This is a genomic window from Vulgatibacter sp., from assembly GCF_041687135.1.
In the GTDB taxonomy this organism is placed as follows: Bacteria; Myxococcota; Myxococcia; order Myxococcales; family Vulgatibacteraceae; genus JAWLCN01.
Genome location: NZ_JAWLCN010000002.1, coordinates 820,112 through 837,979 on the forward strand (window position 1 = coordinate 820,112; position 17,868 = coordinate 837,979).

At 67.4% G+C, this 17,868-nt stretch carries 14 protein-coding genes; 1 reads left to right on the forward strand and 13 read right to left on the reverse strand.

Annotated elements, in window-relative coordinates:
• Positions 1 to 46: 46 nt before the first annotated feature.
• Genes aroF through ACESMR_RS07445 form a run of 10 tightly spaced genes read right to left on the reverse strand, consistent with a single transcriptional unit; the run spans position 47 to position 10,870 of the window.
• Positions 47 to 1,099: a 3-deoxy-7-phosphoheptulonate synthase gene (gene aroF / locus ACESMR_RS07400; protein WP_373046388.1), complete on the reverse strand. Its 1,053-nt coding sequence runs from the start codon at positions 1,097 to 1,099 to the stop codon at positions 47 to 49.
• Positions 1,096 to 1,956: a UbiA-like polyprenyltransferase gene (locus ACESMR_RS07405; protein ID WP_373046389.1), complete on the reverse strand. Its 861-nt coding sequence runs from the start codon at positions 1,954 to 1,956 to the stop codon at positions 1,096 to 1,098. Before ACESMR_RS07405 ends, aroF begins: the two co-directional genes overlap by 4 nt.
• Complete coding sequence (locus ACESMR_RS07410) at positions 1,953 to 3,092, reverse strand: amidohydrolase family protein (protein WP_373046391.1); 1,140 nt, start codon at positions 3,090 to 3,092, stop codon at positions 1,953 to 1,955. The genes ACESMR_RS07405 and ACESMR_RS07410 overlap by 4 nt, the downstream gene beginning before the upstream one ends.
• Before the next feature lie 10 nt (positions 3,093 to 3,102).
• On the reverse strand, positions 3,103 to 4,989 hold the full coding sequence (gene mqnC / locus ACESMR_RS07415; protein ID WP_373046392.1) for a cyclic dehypoxanthinyl futalosine synthase: 1,887 nt from the start codon (positions 4,987 to 4,989) through the stop codon (positions 3,103 to 3,105).
• Positions 4,986 to 6,104: an aminofutalosine synthase MqnE gene (gene mqnE / locus ACESMR_RS07420; protein WP_373046393.1), complete on the reverse strand. Its 1,119-nt coding sequence runs from the start codon at positions 6,102 to 6,104 to the stop codon at positions 4,986 to 4,988. Before mqnE ends, mqnC begins: the two co-directional genes overlap by 4 nt.
• Positions 6,105 to 7,052 carry a hypothetical protein gene (locus ACESMR_RS07425; RefSeq protein WP_373046394.1) on the reverse strand — a complete coding sequence of 316 codons (948 nt, stop codon included), beginning with the start codon at positions 7,050 to 7,052 and terminating at the stop codon, positions 6,105 to 6,107.
• A complete protein-coding gene (locus tag ACESMR_RS07430; protein WP_373046395.1) occupies positions 7,049 to 7,645 on the reverse strand; it encodes a UbiX family flavin prenyltransferase in 597 nt (198 codons plus the stop codon). The genes ACESMR_RS07425 and ACESMR_RS07430 overlap by 4 nt, the downstream gene beginning before the upstream one ends.
• The gene (locus tag ACESMR_RS07435; RefSeq protein ID WP_373046396.1) at positions 7,642 to 8,358 is read right to left on the reverse strand and encodes a ubiquinone/menaquinone biosynthesis methyltransferase; all 717 of its coding nucleotides are present in this window, start codon (positions 8,356 to 8,358) and stop codon (positions 7,642 to 7,644) included. The genes ACESMR_RS07430 and ACESMR_RS07435 overlap by 4 nt, the downstream gene beginning before the upstream one ends.
• Positions 8,355 to 9,821: a menaquinone biosynthesis decarboxylase gene (locus ACESMR_RS07440; protein ID WP_373046397.1), complete on the reverse strand. Its 1,467-nt coding sequence runs from the start codon at positions 9,819 to 9,821 to the stop codon at positions 8,355 to 8,357. Before ACESMR_RS07440 ends, ACESMR_RS07435 begins: the two co-directional genes overlap by 4 nt.
• Positions 9,821 to 10,870, reverse strand: coding sequence for a polyprenyl synthetase family protein (locus ACESMR_RS07445; protein ID WP_373046399.1), 1,050 nt, complete (start codon positions 10,868 to 10,870; stop codon positions 9,821 to 9,823). Before ACESMR_RS07445 ends, ACESMR_RS07440 begins: the two co-directional genes overlap by 1 nt.
• Before the next feature lie 315 nt (positions 10,871 to 11,185).
• Here ACESMR_RS07445 and ACESMR_RS07450 point away from each other — a divergent pair, with 315 nt between their 5' ends.
• On the forward strand, positions 11,186 to 12,316 hold the full coding sequence (locus ACESMR_RS07450; RefSeq protein ID WP_373046400.1) for a hypothetical protein: 1,131 nt from the start codon (positions 11,186 to 11,188) through the stop codon (positions 12,314 to 12,316).
• A 426-nt stretch (positions 12,317 to 12,742) separates the two neighbouring features.
• On the opposite strand, the gene ACESMR_RS07455 is transcribed toward ACESMR_RS07450, so the two are convergent.
• The 3 genes from ACESMR_RS07455 to ACESMR_RS07465 form a co-directional block, all read right to left on the reverse strand.
• Positions 12,743 to 15,463, reverse strand: coding sequence for a hypothetical protein (locus ACESMR_RS07455; protein ID WP_373046402.1), 2,721 nt, complete (start codon positions 15,461 to 15,463; stop codon positions 12,743 to 12,745).
• Positions 15,456 to 16,694 (reverse strand): hypothetical protein, encoded by a 1,239-nt coding sequence (locus ACESMR_RS07460; RefSeq protein WP_373046404.1) that lies wholly within the window; start codon positions 16,692 to 16,694, stop codon positions 15,456 to 15,458. The genes ACESMR_RS07455 and ACESMR_RS07460 overlap by 8 nt, the downstream gene beginning before the upstream one ends.
• A 942-nt stretch (positions 16,695 to 17,636) precedes the next feature.
• Positions 17,637 to 17,868, reverse strand: a 232-nt coding sequence (locus ACESMR_RS07465) for a hypothetical protein (protein ID WP_373046406.1), incomplete at its 5' end; no start/stop codon positions are given.

Below are 17,868 nucleotides of genomic sequence, written 5' to 3' on the forward strand. Positions count from 1 at the left end.
AGCGAAGCCTCTCGTGCCGCGGCTCGAGCGCGCGGCGGTTCGAGCGTCAGACGCCTGCTGCGGCGCGGGCGGCGCGCGGCACGGCGAAGGTCCTGCCCACGGCGCCACCCACCGCGGCCATCTCCTGCGCCAGCGGCAGCAGGTCCTCGAGGAGGAGCGCCTGCGGTCCGTCGCAGCGGGCGCAGGAGGGATCGGGGTGCGCCTCCACCAGCAGGCCGTCGGCGCCTGCGGCGATGGAGGCGCGGGCGAGCGGCCCCACCAGCGCGCGGCGGCCCGCGGGATGCGAGGGATCGGCAAGGATGGGCAGGTGGGTGCGCAGCCTGGCGGCGGCGATCACGCCGACGTCGAGGCTGAAGCGGGTGGCGGTCTCGAAGGAGCGGCTGCCGCGCTCGCAGAGGATCACGCCGGGCGCGCCGCCGTCGAGGAGGTATTCGGCTGCGGAGAGCCACTCCTCCACCGTGGCGGAGAGGGCGCGCTTGAGCAGCACCGGCCTGCCGCACTTCGCCGCCACCTTGAGGAGCGCGGTGGCCTGCATGGTGCGGGCGCCGATCTGGACGATGTCGGCCCACTCGGCCACCGCGCCGCAGGAGCGCTCGTCGAGGGCCTCGGTCACCACCAGCAGATCGTGCCGATCCGCCGCGTCGCGGAGCCAGCGCAGCGCCGGGATGCCGTGGCCCTGGAAATCGCTGGGGCGGGTGCGGGGCTTGTACGCGCCGCCGCGGAGGATCTTCGCGCCGGCGCGAACCGCGGCCAACGCCGCCTGCTCCACCTGCTCCTCGGTCTCCACCGCGCAGGGACCGGCGGCGAGCACGAGCGCGTCGCCGCCGAAGAGCACGCCGCCGACCTCCACCGGCCGGACGACGCCTTCGTCTTCGGCATCGGCCAGCGGGTGGGCGGAGGCGACGCCCAGGGTCTCCTCCACGAAGGGCGAGGCGGTGAGCAGGCGCAGCGCGCGGCCGGCGACCGGCTCCTCGAGCTCCACCGCCTGGCGGCCCCAGCTTCCCGACAGCACGCGGCCGGGCACGCCGAGGCGCGCCGCAGCGCGGAGGAGCTCGCGATCCGCGCCTTCCGGCGCCTCTCTCTTCAGCAGCAGGATCAAATCCCGCCTCCCACGACGAAAACGTCCACCACCGCCGCCACACCGAAGAGCAGCGCCGCCCAGCCGTTGGCCGTCAGCACCGCGTCGCCCTTCGCGCCGCGCGCCGTCGCGATCTGCCCGGCGAGCAGCGCGATGGCGCAGGCCACGACGCCGGCGACATAGGCCATCCCGCGCCCAGCGACAAGCCCGGCGGCGAGGAAGAGCAGCGGAGCCAGCACGTGGAGCACCCGCGAGGTGGCGATGGTGACCTGCGGCCCCCAGCGCACCGGGAAGGAGTGGAGCCCTTCCTTCCGGTCGAATTCGAGATCGGCGAGGCCGTAGGTGATGTCGAAGCCGCCGATCCAGCAGACGACGCCGGCGCCCAGGACGAGGGGGAAGGCGTCGAAGGATCCGGTGATCGCCACCCAGGCGCCGATCGGCGCCAGCGCCAGCACCAGGCCGAGCCAGAAGTGGCAGAGCCAGGTGAAGCGCTTGGCCTTGCTGTAGCCGAGCGCCAGCGGCAGGGCCACCAGCGAGAGCGCGCCGCAGAGAGGCGAGAGCGCCACCGCGAAGGCAAGGAAGCCGAGGCCGCTGGTGATGGTCAGCGCCCAGGCGGCCTTCATGCTCACGGCACCCTTGGGGATCTCGCGGGACTGCGTGCGCGGATTCTTCGCGTCGAGGGCAGCGTCGGAGACGCGGTTGTAGGCCATCGCCGCGGTGCGCGCGGTGGTGAGGCAGCCGAGGATGAGCAGCGCCTGGGGCCAACTGAGCGGGTGGTCGACCCACGCCACAGCAGCAGCGGCGAGCGCGAAGGGCACCGAGAAGATTGTGTGCGAGACGCGGACCAGGCGCGCCAGCTGGATCGCGACGGCGGTCATGCCTCGGCTCCGGTGCGGGGGACGAGGAAGCCCAGGCGGCTGCGCGCGACGCGGACCCAGGGGTGGCGGGTGAGGCCAAGGACCTGCGCGCCGCGGGTGGTCGCCGCCTCGAGGAGCTCGTCGGCGGGCACGTCCGGGAAGTCCTCCGCCAGCACCGCCACCTCGCCGAGGAGATCGTGGTCGGGCGTGGAGGCGAGGGAGTCGGTGCCGAGGACGTAAGGGATCCCGGCGGCGCGGATGGCGCGCAGATCCGGCAGGCGGCCGCCGATGTGGAGGTTGCTTCGCGGGCAGAGCACCGCGGTGGCGCCGCGATCCGCTGCCATGCGCAGCTCCGCGTCGCTGGCGGTGACCAGGTGGACGAGGAGGGTCGCGCTGCCCAGCGCGCCGAGGGAATCGAGGAAGGGGAGCGGACGCTGCCGCGGCGGCACCGCGCCCTTGGAGAGGAGGAAGGGCGCGAAGGGGCCCTCGCCCCGCTCCAGCCAGGCGTTCTCGTCCTCGTGCTCGGCGGCGTGCACCGAGCGCACCCCGCCCTGCCCTTTGAGCTGGGCGAAGGCGCCGGGCATCGTGCCGTAGGCGGAGTGCGGCACCAGCACCGGGATGACTTCCGGGGCGGCGCAGGGGGTGGTGGAGCGGAGCCGCGCATCCTGCAGGGCGGCGGCGATGGCGGGCTCGTTCGCCCCCACCACCTCGAGGAGCGAGAGTCCCATCAGCCCCGCCTCGCCCAGGATCGGCGCGGTGGCGAGCAGCGTGCACACGTCGGCGACCGCCACCGTGCCGAGGGCGCGCATCTCCTTGGCGGCGCGGAGCGCCTCCGCCTCGAGATCCCCCTTCGTCATCGGCATCCGCGTCTGGACCAGCCGGGAGACCCAGGGGCCGAGGCCGTCGCCGCCGGGGACCTTGCTGGCCAGCGCCGCGCACTCGAGGTGCGCGTGGCAGTCGACGAGCCCGGGCAGGAGCACGCCCTGCCCCGCCTTGCGCGGCAGGCCGGAGAAGCGCTGCTCGATCTCCCGCGCCGGGCCGAACGCCACCGCCTCGCCGCGCACGTCGAGCGCTGCGGCGGCGCCGCCTGCGGGCTCGAGGAGTCCGGTCTGCGGAGACCAGACCGCGTCGGCGATTTCGAGGCGTACGGCGTTCATCGTTGCCATCCTAGGCGGCGGCCTCGTCGAGGAGCCGGTAGAGGCCGTCGCGGCGCATAGGCGTGAAGCCCGCGTCGCGGATGTGGCGCTCGATCCCCGCCGAGTCCATGGCGAAGACCGAGCCCGCTGCGGAGACGACGTTCTCCTCCATCATCACCTGGCCGAAGTCGTTGGCGCCGTGGTGCAGCGCCGCCTGGCCCACCGCGGGGCCCATCGTCGGCCACGAGGCCTGGAGGTTGGCGAAGTTGTCGAGCACGAGGCGCGAAACCGCCAGCGTGCGCAGGTACTCGCCGGCGCCTTCCTGATCGCCGCGGAGCTTGAGCCCGCCGTCCTGGTAGGGCCAGCAGATGAAGGCGGTGAAGCCGCCCGTCTCGTCCTGCAGCTCGCGGAGCTTGGCCAGGTGGAGCGCCCGCTCGTAATACGTCTCGCCGACGCCGTACATCAGCGTGGCCGAGCAGCGCATGCCGTTGCGCTGGGCGATGCGCATCACCTCGAGCCACTGGGCGGAGGTGGCCTTCTTGCGGGCGATCCGGGAGCGCACGCGGTCGACCAGCACCTCGGCGCCGCCGCCGGGAACCGAGTCGAGGCCGGCCTCTTTCAGGGCCACGAGGACGCGCTCGACGCTCGTCTTCTCGAGCTCCGCCAGACAGTGGATCTCCTCCGGAGAGAATCCATTCAAGCGAAGGCCGAATCCCTTGATGAAGCGGACCAGCTCCTCGTAGTAGGGCAGCCGCAGCTCGGGGTTGATGCCGCCCTGCAGGAGCACCTGCACGCCGCCCGCGTCTTTGAGGCGCTGGCACTTCTCGCCGATTTCGTCCCACGAGAGCACGTAGCCGCCGTTGCGCCCCGGCGCCCGGAAGAAGGCGCAGAAGCGGCACGCGGTGGTGCAGACGTTGGTGTAGTTGATGTTGCGCTCGACGATGTAGGTGACGCGGCCGTCCGGGTGGAGCTGGCGGCGGCGCTCGTCGGCGGCGGCGCCGAGCTCTGCGATCGGCGCGTCCTCGAGGAGGCGCGCTGCCTCCGCCGCGGAGATGCGCTTGCCCTGGGCGGCGCGGCTCAGGACCGCGTCCAAGCCGGTGCGCGGCTGGGGGCGGTTCGGCGCCGGCGCCGCGAACTGGATCTCCGGCGGCAGCAGGCCAATGGCGTTCGCCTTGCGCAGGTATTCGGTGAGCCCCTCGCGCTCGCGGCGGCCGAGGTCGAAGGCGAGCGAATCCTTGAGGTAGCGCAGGTAGGGCGCGGGATCCGCCTCGCCCCGCTCCACCGCGTGGGCGAGGGCCAGCTGCGGGAAGGCGGCCTTGCCCGCCTCCAGCGCCTCCTGGAGATCGGCGAGGACCAGCGGATCGACGATGGGTTCGCGGGTCGCCCAGAGCGCCGTCACCAGCGGCAGGCCGGTCCAGCTGTTCCACATCTCGCCGAGGTCGTAGCGGTAGGCGAAGCGCTCCGCCACCTCGAGGGCGAGGTCGCCGATGAGGAGCGCGCCGGTCTCGTCGCCGACGCTCTGCACGCAGGCGCCGGGATCGCGGACCTCGTAGCGCATCTCCTTGCGGCCGCGGGCCTCCATCAGCACGCGGGCCAGCGTCGCCGAGCTCCGGCTCGAGCGGTCGAGGCAGATGGTCTTCCACTGATCCAGCGGCGTGTTGCCGACGAGGAGGATGCTCTCCACCGGGCCGCGGGCCGAGACGCAGCCCACCGGCAGCGCGTAGAGGCCGAGCTGCGCGATGGCAGCCACCGGCAGCAGGCCGATGTCCGCCTCCCCTTCCGCGAGGCGGCGGGCGCACTCCGACGGCGGCGCGTGCTCGATGTGGATCCGCTCCCGCGCCCCACCCCGCCCCAGGCCGTAGAGGAGCGGCCGGGAGTTGAGGTAGCTCGAAGCGGCGATGCGCACCGGCTGGTTCACAGGGGCATCCCCACCACGTTGTAGGTGGTGTCGCGCTCGACGGGGAGGCGGCCGGCGTCGGTGATCAGCCGGCGCAGGTCCGCGGTGGAGAGCGCGTTCGGCGAGGTGGAGCCCGCCATCTTGTAGATCTTCTCGCTGACCACCGTGCCGTCGAGATCGTTCACGCCGAAGGACTGGCTGATCTGCGCCACCTTCTCGCCCACCATCACCCAATAGCCCTTGAGGTGCGGCACGTTGTCGAGCACCAGGCGGCTCTGGGCGTAGATGAGCAGGTTGTCGAAGCCGGTGGGCTCGTTGAGCTTGCGCAGCGGCGAGTTGTCGTTGTGGAAGGCGAGCGGGATGAAGCACTGGAAGCCGCCCGTCTCGTCCTGCAGCGCGCGGAGGCGCAGCACGTGATCGGCGCGTTCCTCGGGACGCTCCACCGTGCCGTAGAGCATGGTGCAGTTGGTCTTCATGCCCATGCGGTGGGCGATGCGGTGGATCTCCAGCCACTGATCCGCGTCCGCCTTGTCCTTGCAGATCTTCTTGCGCACGCGCGCCGCGAAGATCTCCGCGCCGCCGCCCGGCATCGACTCGAGGCCCGCGTCGCGCAGCGCGGTGAGGACCTGCTCGTAGGTCATCCCGTACTTGCCGGCGTAGTAGTGGATCTCCACCGCGGTGAAGCCCTTGATCACCAGCGAAGGCGCGGTCTGCTTCACCGCCCGGAGCACGTCCAGGTAGTACTCGAACGGAAGGCCCGGGTGCAGGCCGTTCACCATGTGCACTTCGGTGGGCTGGTTCGGAAGCTGCTGCTTCACGAATTCGACCGCCTCTTCCACCGAGTAGGTCTTCGCCTGGGGCATGCCCTCTTCCAGCCGCGCGAAGGCGCAGAAGCGGCAGGAGGCCTCGCAGACGTTGGTGAGGTTCAGGTGGAAGTTGCGGTTGTAGTAGGTGCGGTTGCCGTGGAGCCGCTCGCGCACGACGTTGGCGAGCTGGCCCAGGGTGAGGAGGTCGCGGGACTGGAAGACCTGGACCGCCTCGTCCTCTTCCAGGCGCACGCCCGCGTGCACCTTCTCGGCGATCTTCGCGAGGGAGGCAGGGGCGGTGGGCTTGATGATCTCGCGTGCGGCTTCCATTCAGTGGATCTCCTCGGCGTCACCGCCGGGCAGCAGCGACGCGTCGACCTTTTCGTCGAGGATGTGGGCGGCCTTCTTGCCGGGCGCCATGCGCCGCTTCGGCGGAAGGAGGGCGAGCTGTGCGCCGCGCACGGCGGCCTCGCCGTAGGAACGGGTGCGGGAGCCCATCGCCCCTGCGGGATCGAGGGCTGCCTCCAGGGTGTCGGCGCCGTAGGAGAGGCAGGCGTCGGGGCCTTTGAGCTCGTCCTCGCCGCCGACGGCGATGGGGCCGTGGCCTGCGAGGCGGGCGAGCGCCACCGCGCGCAGGAGCACGATGCCGGTGGTGTCGCGGGAGGCCTTGAGGAAGAGCGGGCGGCGGGGGCCGGCGAGGAGCGCCTGCACGAAGCGCTCGTCGATCTGCGACGGCACCTCCCAGCTCTCGCGGACCGGCAGCGAGCCGGTGCCTTCGCTGGCGAGCTGGAGCGCGCCGGGGATCCGGGCTGCGGTGACCAGGGAGAAGCCCGCCTGGGCGAGGCGCGCGGCGGCGCCGTCGGGGCCGATGCCGGCACCTGCTGCCAGCGCGTGGAGCGAGGCCTCGTCGATGCGGGCGGTGGCGCCGGGGAGCTGTGCGAGCAGGCGGCGGACCACCTCGCAGGCCTGGTCGAGGGCGCCCGTGGTGCAGGGGGCGGTGGCGGCGAGATCAATCACCTCGGCCTCCGCTGCGGCGCGATGGGCGAGGGCCTTCTCCACCGTCTCCGCCACGTCGGCGCCGAGACGCACGGGGAGCAGGCCGACCACGGCCGCTTCCTTCGGCGCCACCGCGGCCACCAGCGTGCCGAGCACCGGCAGCGGCCCGTGGGCGAGGGCGAGGAGATCGGCGGCGTCGCGGCCGCCGGCGAGCACGCGGTGGGCGAGCTCCTCCATCCCCGCGGAGTGCGCGCGCAGGCGCACGGCAAAGGGCAACGTCACTCTTTCTCTCCACGCACCGCGCGGAGCGGTGAGGGTTCGGAGCCCCAGCGGGTCATCAGCTCGTTGTCCAGACCGATGCGGTCGAGGATGCGCGAGACCACCGTGTCGAGGAGCTCGTCCATGTCTTTCGGCTGCGAGTAGAACGAGGGTGCAGCCGGCATCACGATCGCGCCCGCCTCCGCCGCCTGCACCGCTGCACGCAGATGCACGAGGGAGAGCGGCGTCTCGCGCACGCAGAGGAGCAGGCGGCCCTGCTCTTTCAGGATCACTTCCGCTGCGCGGCCGAGCAGATCGTCCGAGACGCCCTGGGCGATCCGGGCCATCCCGGAGGCCGAGCACGGCACCACCACCATCGAGCGGAAGCCGGCGGAGCCCGAGGCGAAGGGCGCCGAGTAGTCCTTGTGGTTGTAGACCGGGAAGCCGTAGCTCTTCGGATCCGTGCCCACCTCGTGGGCCCAGACCTGCCTGCCGTTCACGCTGAAGGTGATCGCGGGCTCGACGTCGTCGCGGGTGGCGAGGTGCTCGAGGAGCCGCTTCGCGTAGGGCGCGCCCGAGGCGCCGCCGATGCCGACGACGAGCTTGAGCTTCTTCACGACCGGGTCCCCCGGAGCACCGAAGCGACGCCGAAGAAGAGGTCGTAGCCGCGCACGTCGGTGTAGCCGTTCTCGCGCAGCAGCTCCTGCGCCTCGGCCAGCGAGAAGAAGCGCTCCATCGAGTCGGCGAGGTATTGGTAGGCGCCCTTGTCGCCCGAGATCGCGGCGCCGACGGTGGGGAGCACCTGGCGGTTGTAGACGTTGTGGAAGAACTTCGTCACCGCGCGCTCGGGCCGGAAGAACTCGAGCACCACGAAGACGCCGCCGGGCTTCAAGCAGCGGCGCACCTCGCGGAAGCAGCCGGCGAGGTCCGAGACGTTGCGCACGCCGAAGCCGCAGACCGCCGCGTCGAAGGACTCGTCCTTGAACGGCAGGTTCATCGCGTCGGCGCCGGTGAGGCCCGCGGTCGGGAGCTTGTGCTGGCCGCGGCGGAGCATCTCCACCGCGAAGTCCGCGCAGATCACCTGCGCGCCCGGATGTTCCTTCTGCACCGCGACGCCGAGATCGAGCGTGCCCGCGCAGAGGTCGAGGACGCGCGCCGACGGATCCGGGAGCTCGCGGGCCACGATGGTGCGCCAGAAGTTGTCCACGCCGGCGGAGAGCAGGTGGTTCAGCGTGTCGTAGGTGGGCGCGATCCGGTCGAACATCGAGCGCACGCTCGAGCCGTCGTGCCCCTGCGCCTGCGGGCCGTGGCGGGTCGGCGCTGCGTTCACTTCCGGCTCCCGAGAACGATGCCGAGCTGCGGCCAGATCTCGTCCACCTTCTTCTTCGTGGCCTCGTCCATCCGCGCCACGTCCGGCCAGCCGCGGGTGTAGCCCTCTTCCGGCCACTTCGTCGTCGCGTCGATGCCGAGCTTGGTCGAGTAGTTCGCCTGGTTCGGCGCGTGATCGAGGGCGTCGGTCACGCCTTCCGAGAAGACGATGTCCCGCTTGGGATCGATGTTCGCGAAGACGCGCCAGGCGACCTCTTTGAGGTCGTGCACGTTCACGTCCGGATCCACCGCGATGATGCACTTGGTGAAGACCATCTGCCCGGTGCCCCAGATCGAGTGGAAGAGCTTCCGGGCGTGGAAGGGATAGTCCTTCTTGATCGAGATGATGGCGAGGTTGTGGAACGCCGCCTCCACCGGGAGGTTGTAGTCGACGACCTCGGGGTGGACCATCTGCAGCATCGGCAGGAAGATCCGCTCGGTGGCCTTGCCGAGGAACTCGTCCTCCATCGGCGGCGGGCCGACGATGGTCGAGGGGTAGATAGGGTTGCGGCGCCGCGTAATCGCCGTGACGTGGAAAACGGGATAGGGATCCGCCGGCGAGTAGTAGCCGGTGTGATCGCCGAAGGGGCCCTCGATCCGCATCGGCTCCTCGGGATCGACGTAGCCCTCGAGGATGAAGTCCGCGTCAGCGGGGACCATGAGATCCACCGTCTTCGCCTTCACCAGGCGGACCGACTTCTTGCGGAGGAAGCCCGCGAGGAGGAACTCGTCGAGGTTGTCCGGCAGCGGCGCGGTGGCGCAGTAGGTGATCGCGGGATCGCCGCCGAGGGCGACCGCCACCTCCACCTTCTTGCCCAGCTCCTTCGCCTTGCGCATGTGGCGCTGGCCCGTCTTGTGGGCCTGCCAGTGCATGCCGGTGGTCTTCTCGTCGTAGACCTGCATGCGGTACATGCCGACGTTACGGATGCCGGTTTCGGGGTCCTTCGTGATCACGACGGGCAGCGTGATGAAGGGGCCGCCGTCCTTCGGCCAGCAGAACTGCACCGGCAGCTGCGAGAGGTCGACGTCGTCGCCCGTCTGCACCACTTCCTGGCAGGGGCCGTCGTCCACCGTCTTCGGCGTGTACGAGCCCAGGGCCGCGAGCTTCGGGAGCATCTTCAGCTTGTCCCAGAAGGAGCCCGGCGGCTGCATCTTCAGCAGCGAGTGGATCTCCTTGCCGTGCTCCTCGAAGTCCTCCACGCCCAGGGCCCAGCTCATCCGCTGGTGCGAGCCGAAGTGGTTGGTGAGGAGCGGGAAGGGAGAGCCCTTCACCTTCTCGAAGAGGAGCGCCGGGCCGCCGGCCTTCACCACACGATCGACGATCTCCGTCATCTCGAGATGGGGATCGACCTCGTGCTTGATGCGGAGGAGCTGCTTGCGCTCCTCGAGGAAGGCGACGAAGGCTGCGGTCGATTCGAAGGCCATTAGCGCACCCGGGCGGCGAGCCCCATCGCCACTTCGACGAGGGTCTGCCGGAAGGCGTTGTCGGGGATCGTGGAGAGCGCGGCGATGCCCGCTTCCGCCTCGGCGGCAGCCTCGGCGCGGACCTGCTGCACCGCCCCGCTCTCGCGGACCTTGGCGGCGATGCGGGCGGCGACGTCCGAGGTGAGCGGGCGGTCCTCGGCGAGGGCCTGCGAGAGCTCCTGGCGGATCTCCGGGAAGGCGTCGAGGGTGCGGAGGACCGGGAGGGTCATGTTCCCCTCGCGGAGGTCCTGGAGGAGGTCCTTGCCGAACTGGTCCGCGTCCGCGTCGAAGTCGAGGGCGTCGTCGGAGAGCTGGAAGGCAATGCCGACGTGCCAGCCGTACTCGCCCATGGCGTCCGCCATGCGGGAGGAGCCGCCGCCAGCGCGGCAGCCGGAGCGGGCGGCCCAGCGGAAGAGCGAGGCCGTCTTGCCCTCGCAGACGCGGCGGTACTCGGCCTCGGTGGCGTTCGAGGAGCCGCGGAGCGAGAGCTGGAGGGCTTCGCCGGCGACCAGCTCGCGGAGGACCGCGATCAGCTCCTCGAGGGCGCCGGGCACCCCTGCCCCACAGGCGAGGTCCAGGGCGCGGGTGAGGAGGAAGTCGCCGGAGAGGACGCTGACGCCGTTGTTCCAGATGCGGCGAGAGGTGGGCCGGCCGCGGCGGACGTCGCCCTCGTCGATGACGTCGTCGTGCAGGAGCGTCGCCGCGTGGGCCAGCTCCGCGGCTGCGGCCAGGGCGATCCCGCCGGAGCCGCCAGCAGCCCGGGCCGACAGGAGCGTCAGCATCGCGCGGATACGCTTGCCCCCGGCCACCAGGAGGTGCTCGGCGGCGGCCCCCAGCTCCGGCGGCGCGCCTGCGCAGAGGCGCGGCAGGGCCGCCTCGAGCCGGATCAGCTCGTCCGTGAGCATCCGGGCTGCTTCCAGGTGCGCCCCAGCCCGCGGCACGCCCTTCAACTCCACCACCTTCGCGAGATTCGCGTCGGTGGCCCCCACGACCGCGGCCGCGCTGTCCATCGGCGCCTCCACTCCGAGCTTTCAAAAAGTTTTGAAGGCTCTAGTAGCGGGGAGGGGCGGGGGCGTCAAGCGCAGCGCTCCCAAGGAGCCGCCCCGCGCACTGGAGGGACGCGCACCCGGACGAACACTCTATTTGACGTGCAAGTGATGGTCTTCCCGCTGCGGCAACTTCGGCACCAGCACGCATGGTCTTTCGCGGGGCAGTATCTCAAGTAAACTGCCCTCATGGCGCGTTCCAGACAGGTTAAACGAACTCGTCCTGCTCCGCAGGTACTCCGGCGGCTTCTCACGGCACTCAGAGGCGGGTCGCTCCGCGTGCTGAGAGAGGTCTGGAGTCCACCGACACTCGTCTCCTTCGCCACGTTGGTCGCAATAATACCGACCACTGCACGTGAATGCAGAGAGATGCGAGCATCACCGCTCGAGGTGCAAAGCGCGCTGGAACGGGAGCTGTCCGAGCTTGAGGCGGGGCTAGCGGGTGCGACGCTTCCGAGCTGGCGGCACCTCCAGAGCTGGGCCAGGGAGAAGGAAGCGGCGCTCCGAATGATCGCAATGAGCCGCGAACACGGCTCCCTTATCTCCGACCGCCCTCCCGCAGCGCTCCTGCCTGTGGCAGCAACAACTGACAAACTGCTCGGCGACACCCTAGAGCAACAGGTCGGAGCTTCACGCGCATGCCACTCGCATTTAGCCCTTTTTTCAAGAGCGGGTAGGTTCTTGTCCGAAGAACTGATAACTGGGCGGCAACTTGAACAGTCTATTCGTCCCTCGCTGCGCCTTTTCGTCGCAGATTCATTCCTACCCTGCTTGATCGCAGCAGAGAACAGCCGAGCGATCCGCGCAGTGCTTGCGGCAAAGTACTTCTACGCACAGGCTTCCGACTCGACGGTCGAGAAGTATCTCCGCAAGAGATGGCCCGACGTGGCCACCCTAGCGGAGAAACTGCGGGTCGACCTGAACTACCGGGTCATCGACGGCCACAATCGAGCCACCGCCTCCACCTTCACTTCCGAAGAGAACCGCGACAAGTTTATCTTCCCTGGGGAGGGCTGCAACGGCAGCATCGGTCACGTCCATGCATCCGCCAACCCGAATATGACAACGGGCTTGCTGACGTTAACGTTCACACCGGGCAGCCCAATGGCGCTTCCCCGTCGCGGCCCGTGCTGGAGCTGGTCATCAACGGACGGAGACAGGTCCTTCAGGCTGTCGTTTACCGGAAATGACGGTATCACATTCGAGCTCATCCACCCGCTGACCGGTCCGGTCATCGCGTTCCTCGACGGCACAGCCATCCCTTGGCCCTCCGACGAGACACGAACAATACAGGCGAAGTGGGACTACACAAACGGTGGCTACCCGGATGCGTTGCGCCTGCAGGTCGGCGAGTTGCAAGCCCGGGGACTCTCGCTCGCATCCGATGAGCGCTACTCCCTCCATTACTAGCGTGACTGGTCACAGTGTCCAGGCCGAAGTGGCGTTGCTGCAACCGACCCGTCGGCGCTATTCACCATAGCGGTGGGGGCGTCGGTGTTCCAGCGTTGTGGCAGCAACCGGATGGACGTTCTCGATTCATCGATCACGTCAAGAGTGCGCAGGGCAAATGCCCGTCCCGTTCACACACGCTCAGACAAGCGATACCTACCGGGCAAGCTGCGCCGGACACCTAGTCACAGCAAGGCAAGAAATCGCGCCCCAGCAGACAACCTCATGCCGGCCGAGCTCGCAACTCGACATGTGAGGGAGGCAGGATGCGAGGGAGCGGGGCGCTGCCTAGAATCCGGGCGGCGTCAACGACAACGCACCCAACCTTTGGGTCAAAATACCGAATCAAGCCAGTTGCACACGTCCCAGACTGGCTCACTCCGAAAGTCATGCAGAAGTCTCCGGCTTGAGTAGCAACGCAATGGGCGTAAGCGAGTCCTGGAGCTCGCTCGGTGCACTGCGGAGGCGCAGCTCATACGCGGCGATCGCACCAGCGGGGAAAGCCGCTCCGAGCTGACGGGCGGCAACAAACACCCCAAGGTCAAGTTGGTTCGGACCAAACTCCAAGCTGCGCTCCACAAGAATGGAACAGAGTCTGCGTTTGAAATTCTCGTCGGCCTTGGCCGCAAGCAAGGCGAGTGCGCTTCCCACAAGCCGGTAATACACCGATGCCCTAGTGACCTGCTGAATGTTTGCCACTATCGAAGGGGTGATCTGACTATCTGTCCGCGTGGTATCGAGCCGCAAGTCGACGTTTGCTTGCCCCTGCCGGATGGCGGCCGTTAGCTGCTCGTTGAGCGCGGCACGCTCAACCGCAGCAGCTACCTCAGCTGAACAACCAACAGCATGCGCAAACCGAAGCGAAGACACCGCCCAATTATGCACAACGGCATGGCTAGGCTCGGTGTGGACAGGAAGTGCAAACACCCTGAACATGAGCGGTCTCTGGACAGCATTGTCCCACAGACCCACAAGATCGGCACCCAGCTGAGCGCCCCATTTCTCTAGCTCCCCGGACGCGAGGTAGCGACCAATCGATTCCCAGTGCTCCGAGAGCCACAGCAGCACCCTGAACCCATGGGGAAACGATAGAGAAGTGTCTTGGTTAGATACCGACTGCACGAGCGAGCTGAAGGCTCCCAGGGCTGCAACGAGGCCTTCCCTACCTACAGCGGCAGGGGCGATAAGCAGCGCCAAGATGTTATTGACAAGATCGCTAGAGTTAAGATGCGCAAGGCGATTCCGTGCCTCAACGATAGGCTGTTGAAGCACCTGGAGCACGGCAGGCTGCTTGAATGCCTCCGGTTTGAAACCAGCTAAGAGGTAGAAGACATCGCTCGCCCGTGAGCTGTTCGCCGCACCGATACGCACGACCTGAGTGAGCGTTCTCTCCTCTAGCCCCCTGCGCTCAAGCGCTTCACGCATTCGAGGGTCACAGAGCAAGCTCAGTGCGCTTCGTTCTACCGGGGGCGTCCTATCGCTAGGCACAGTATCCTCGAGTAGTCGTAGCACTTCTTCCGACAACCCTTCTCGCTGCTCAAGCTGGAGAACGTCGACATACCCTGTTGCGACCGCAATCGCCTTGCTCCGATTCGTCCAGAACCCCGTGTCCCTTAGCCGACTAACAACAGCATCCATCACCGCAGGACCCGCGTCCGCCCGCCCCTCGGGTCTCACTTCTGCCATCATGCCAAGCGCGTCTAAGGCGACGCCACCAAGGTTGTCGCTATCAACAAGTTCGGCGGAGAACTCCTCCGCAACCCTTGCAACAAACCGCCACATCCTGGCCACCAGCGAAGCAGCCCCCGGAGGAAGCATCCCGACCCAAGCGGCGGCCATCTCAACGGCTACTCGGAGCCGCTCTTGACGGGCACCTGCGTGCGTTGAAGTCCGCTCCTCGACCATAGACCAGAGCGATTCGTCGACATACTCCTCGACGAAACGGCGATCGAAGTTGAGCTTCGTAAGTCGGTTCGATCTGCCGCTCTCGATCAGAAGCCGCACAGCCAGCTCAAAGGCGTCCCTTGATGGCCGCGTGGTCTGACTGGCAAAAAGGCTTTCAGCGTAGAGAGCTTTTGTGCGGCGAGCTTGCGTCCCGAGTCCTGCCTGTACCTGCCGCCTGAGTACGGCCCAAAACCGGCGATGAGCGTCATCGAACCGCCCTGCTGATGAATCGACTAGCGCGGCCTCAATGCCGGCTGCAGAGTACAGTCCGGGGGCCCAATACACACTAGGCCTTCGGTCGCTCCAGCGAAACGCATCGACCTTAGCTCCATAGTAGGCAGCCTCAACGCTACTATTGACTGTGGCTAACCCTCCCTCCGCCAGCGGCAGTGCGACATGAGCTGCGAGACGATCCTGTGCCTCGCGGTTTCCACAGCGCATGCCGGCCGCCGATGCGAGAGACATGGCGCATGACTCACTCCACTGCCTCCTCGCCAACCATAGGGCGTTTGGCCCAGGCTGCCAGCGTTGGAAGATTTGCATCGCCAACTGATAACCATGCTCTGCCCGGCGCCAGTCGTCCGCGTCGGCAACCAAGTCACCAAAGTGTTTAATTGCGACTCCGCGAAGCGGCAGGTCCAGGGAAGACAGGCTGGACTCAACCTGCGCCCAATACCCCTCGACGGGCGCCCCGCGGTTCTCGATGGCAAGCTCCGCGGCATTGGTCAATGCGGAGAGTCGCCCCAGCACCCCTCCTGCTTGGAACGGCCCTGTCTCCAGAAAATCGTTCAGGCTACTGAGGTCATGCTCCGCGAATTGTGCAACATCCGCGAGGTTTACATTCTGTCCCGCCACTTGGACGCTGACGTCAAGATGGTGCGCCTGATCCGATTTCCACAAGAGCGTTCGAAACAGCATTGCAAGCTGTGCACTCCCGCTGGGCCCTCGTTCCGTGGGTCGGATCACAATACCGTCAAGCCCTGCAGGACCGTCGAGCTCAACTAGCTCAAACATATCCTCGAGCTTATATTGACCGCTATCGACATCGCGAAGAACTGCATGGAGGAATGAGGCTATGAGCTTGGGTGGCAAGTGATGATTCAGGGCGAGCCACGTCAACCAATCGCGCTCGAGCCCTAGCTCGAGGGAAACTGCCTTATCCACTAGCGACCTCCCGGATGATAACTGAATCGCCTAGTTCAGAAGCAGCGACGTCGAAAGCGATCGCCCCCGTCACGGCGTGCTGCTGAGAGGCTGCCCATCCGCTCACAAAGCGGGGAATGCGGTGAAGCGTCAATCCAATCAGCCGCGTAGAGCCCGAGCGCTCACCAATTGTCCGCAAAGTCGTAAGTGAGCCGAGCACATTCCAGCCCAGTCGTGGGGCCGGCTTCGGGAGTTGCAGCATTCTGATCGCATCTGCCGGGATCCAATCAGACTCCTCGTAGGCATGCTCCTCGCATAAACTGGCGTGGGATCTGTCATCCGGATGAGCGTAGACAAGCGTCTCGAAATGTTCAGAGTCGAGCATGACCGGGTTCATCCACGGCACCCAGATACCGGATGCGCCCCCTGGCTTACCCTTAGCGTCGGTTGCGTAGTTTGCAAGCAGAATGGCGCTGCGCGTATGCCTAAACCCCTGCGCTCCCTCCGCGGCAATCCGAAGGGTGTCGAGAAACTCCCGCTTCCATCGATAGCGACCCCTCCCAGCCCCAGGTCGGGTAGTCGGGGAAAGCGGGGTGAACGCGGCAATTGAGACGACGTCGACCTGTTCAGGACGAGGAGATTCCTCTTCTGTGCCCTCAAGATCGGCCTCGAAAGCATACATTGGCGCGGGGAGGCCGTCGTCGCGCTGCTGGTTCTGCAGGGCATCGCTACACAAGAGTGGCTGTATTGTCAGAGGTGGGAGTCGGCCGTCGGTCGGCCGCAGAAGCACAGCGGACAGGAGCGATGCCTCCTTCATGTTGCGCTCCGCAGCGACGTTGTGCTCGTAACGCGACCTAAGCAATTTGGGATGGAGGCACAGGCGAAGGTACCCCTCGGCATCCCATGAGAATATTGCGCCAACGTTGTAGAAGCCGCCTGCTGCCTCAGTTGAGAGCCAATCGCTGAAAGCATCCAAGTCGCTTGAGCGGAGGAACCGGAGCCCGCGTATCCGGTGCAAGGCATCAAGAAGTTGGGCGTGGCCTATTAAATGCGTTCTCGTGGCGTCGTCAGCCCGCAAGCCGACGTGGATGCAGCCGCACGTCTTGGGTAGTGAGTCGAGCTGCGCAAGAAAATCCAGGAAGCTCTCCAGTGGCAGAAATGCTTCCGGGAACGTCACCAGGTCGAACGGTTCCGGTGGCGCTGGCAGTACGGCAAGTGGCGCGTACGCTTCAGCCACAGTAACCTTGGGCACGCCCCAAAGATGCTGTAGGATTTCGCCGAATAGAGCGGTTGCTTGCTCTGCCGGATAGCGCGGAGGCTCCACCAGGTAAGCGCGGAACTGATGCGTTGCGCGAGAGATCGTCCAAGCATGAAAATTTCGGCGATAGCAGCGACTCATGTCGGTAGGCCTGTCCAGCGCTGTCCTTAAACTGGCACCAGCTGCTAGCGTTAGCAGCTACAAGTAATCTTGTCACGCGGGTAAGCAATTGGGTTCCAGCAGTAGCCAGGGAGAAGCCTGCTCGTGGCGACCTCTTCGAGCGGGGCGCTGCTCCGCCTGATGACGGCTTGAAAGCCCGTGCACTTGTGCAGAAACACTATCCCCGCTGGGAGTGGCTTGTGTTGAGCTACCGCAGCCGCGCAACGTAGCCGGCGGCCGAGCTTGCAGCGGCAGCGATGGCACCTCGGCCGCCTCGCACCTCGACTACTAGGGGGTGCGGCCGGCGTACGTCCTGCCCGGCTGTAGGAGCGCGCAATCGTTCTGCCGCCACCTCCGCATTCTGCCAAGCCCTGGGCTCCTGCAGCAACCTAATGGGGAGCGAATGCCATTCAAGCCAAGCCGCATACGAAGTAGGGGCCTGCCAGCCCTACTGTTCGTGCTCTTTCCTGCGTGTCAGTTGGTCGCCGATGCGTGGTTCCTGGTGGCGGGACCCGGTGGGTGGGGGGAAGGATCGCGGAGGATTAGTTGGCTCGAGGACCGCGTGAGGAATCGGCTCTACGAGCTGCCCGCCTGCAGCGGCGCCGGAGCGCTGTGGGGAGCCGCCGAGCTCGGACGGTACGGCGGCGACGAGCCTCGACCGGTGCGTCGAGGAGCATGGGTGCTCGACGGCGGGCTGGGAGTGCGGCTGCTTCTTTGAGCGGATGGAGAACGGGATGGCGTGCCCCGGCCGGCTCGATGATTCGCCGTTTGCGGTGCCTACGGTGCCGCTCCCTGTTCGCATCGGATGCGGCCATTGATGCCGCTTCTGCTTGCCGTGGCCTCTAGCATTTTCGGGGCCCGGCGGCGCAGGCGCGTGGCGCGCCGGCGCCCGAGGTGCCGCTCCGCAGCAGCTGAGAGGCTGTGAAAAAATCCCGGCGCGGGATCGACCGACGATCCCGGCGCCGGTACGCTGCACGGCATGAAGAAGCGCTCGCAGCCCACGCTCTTT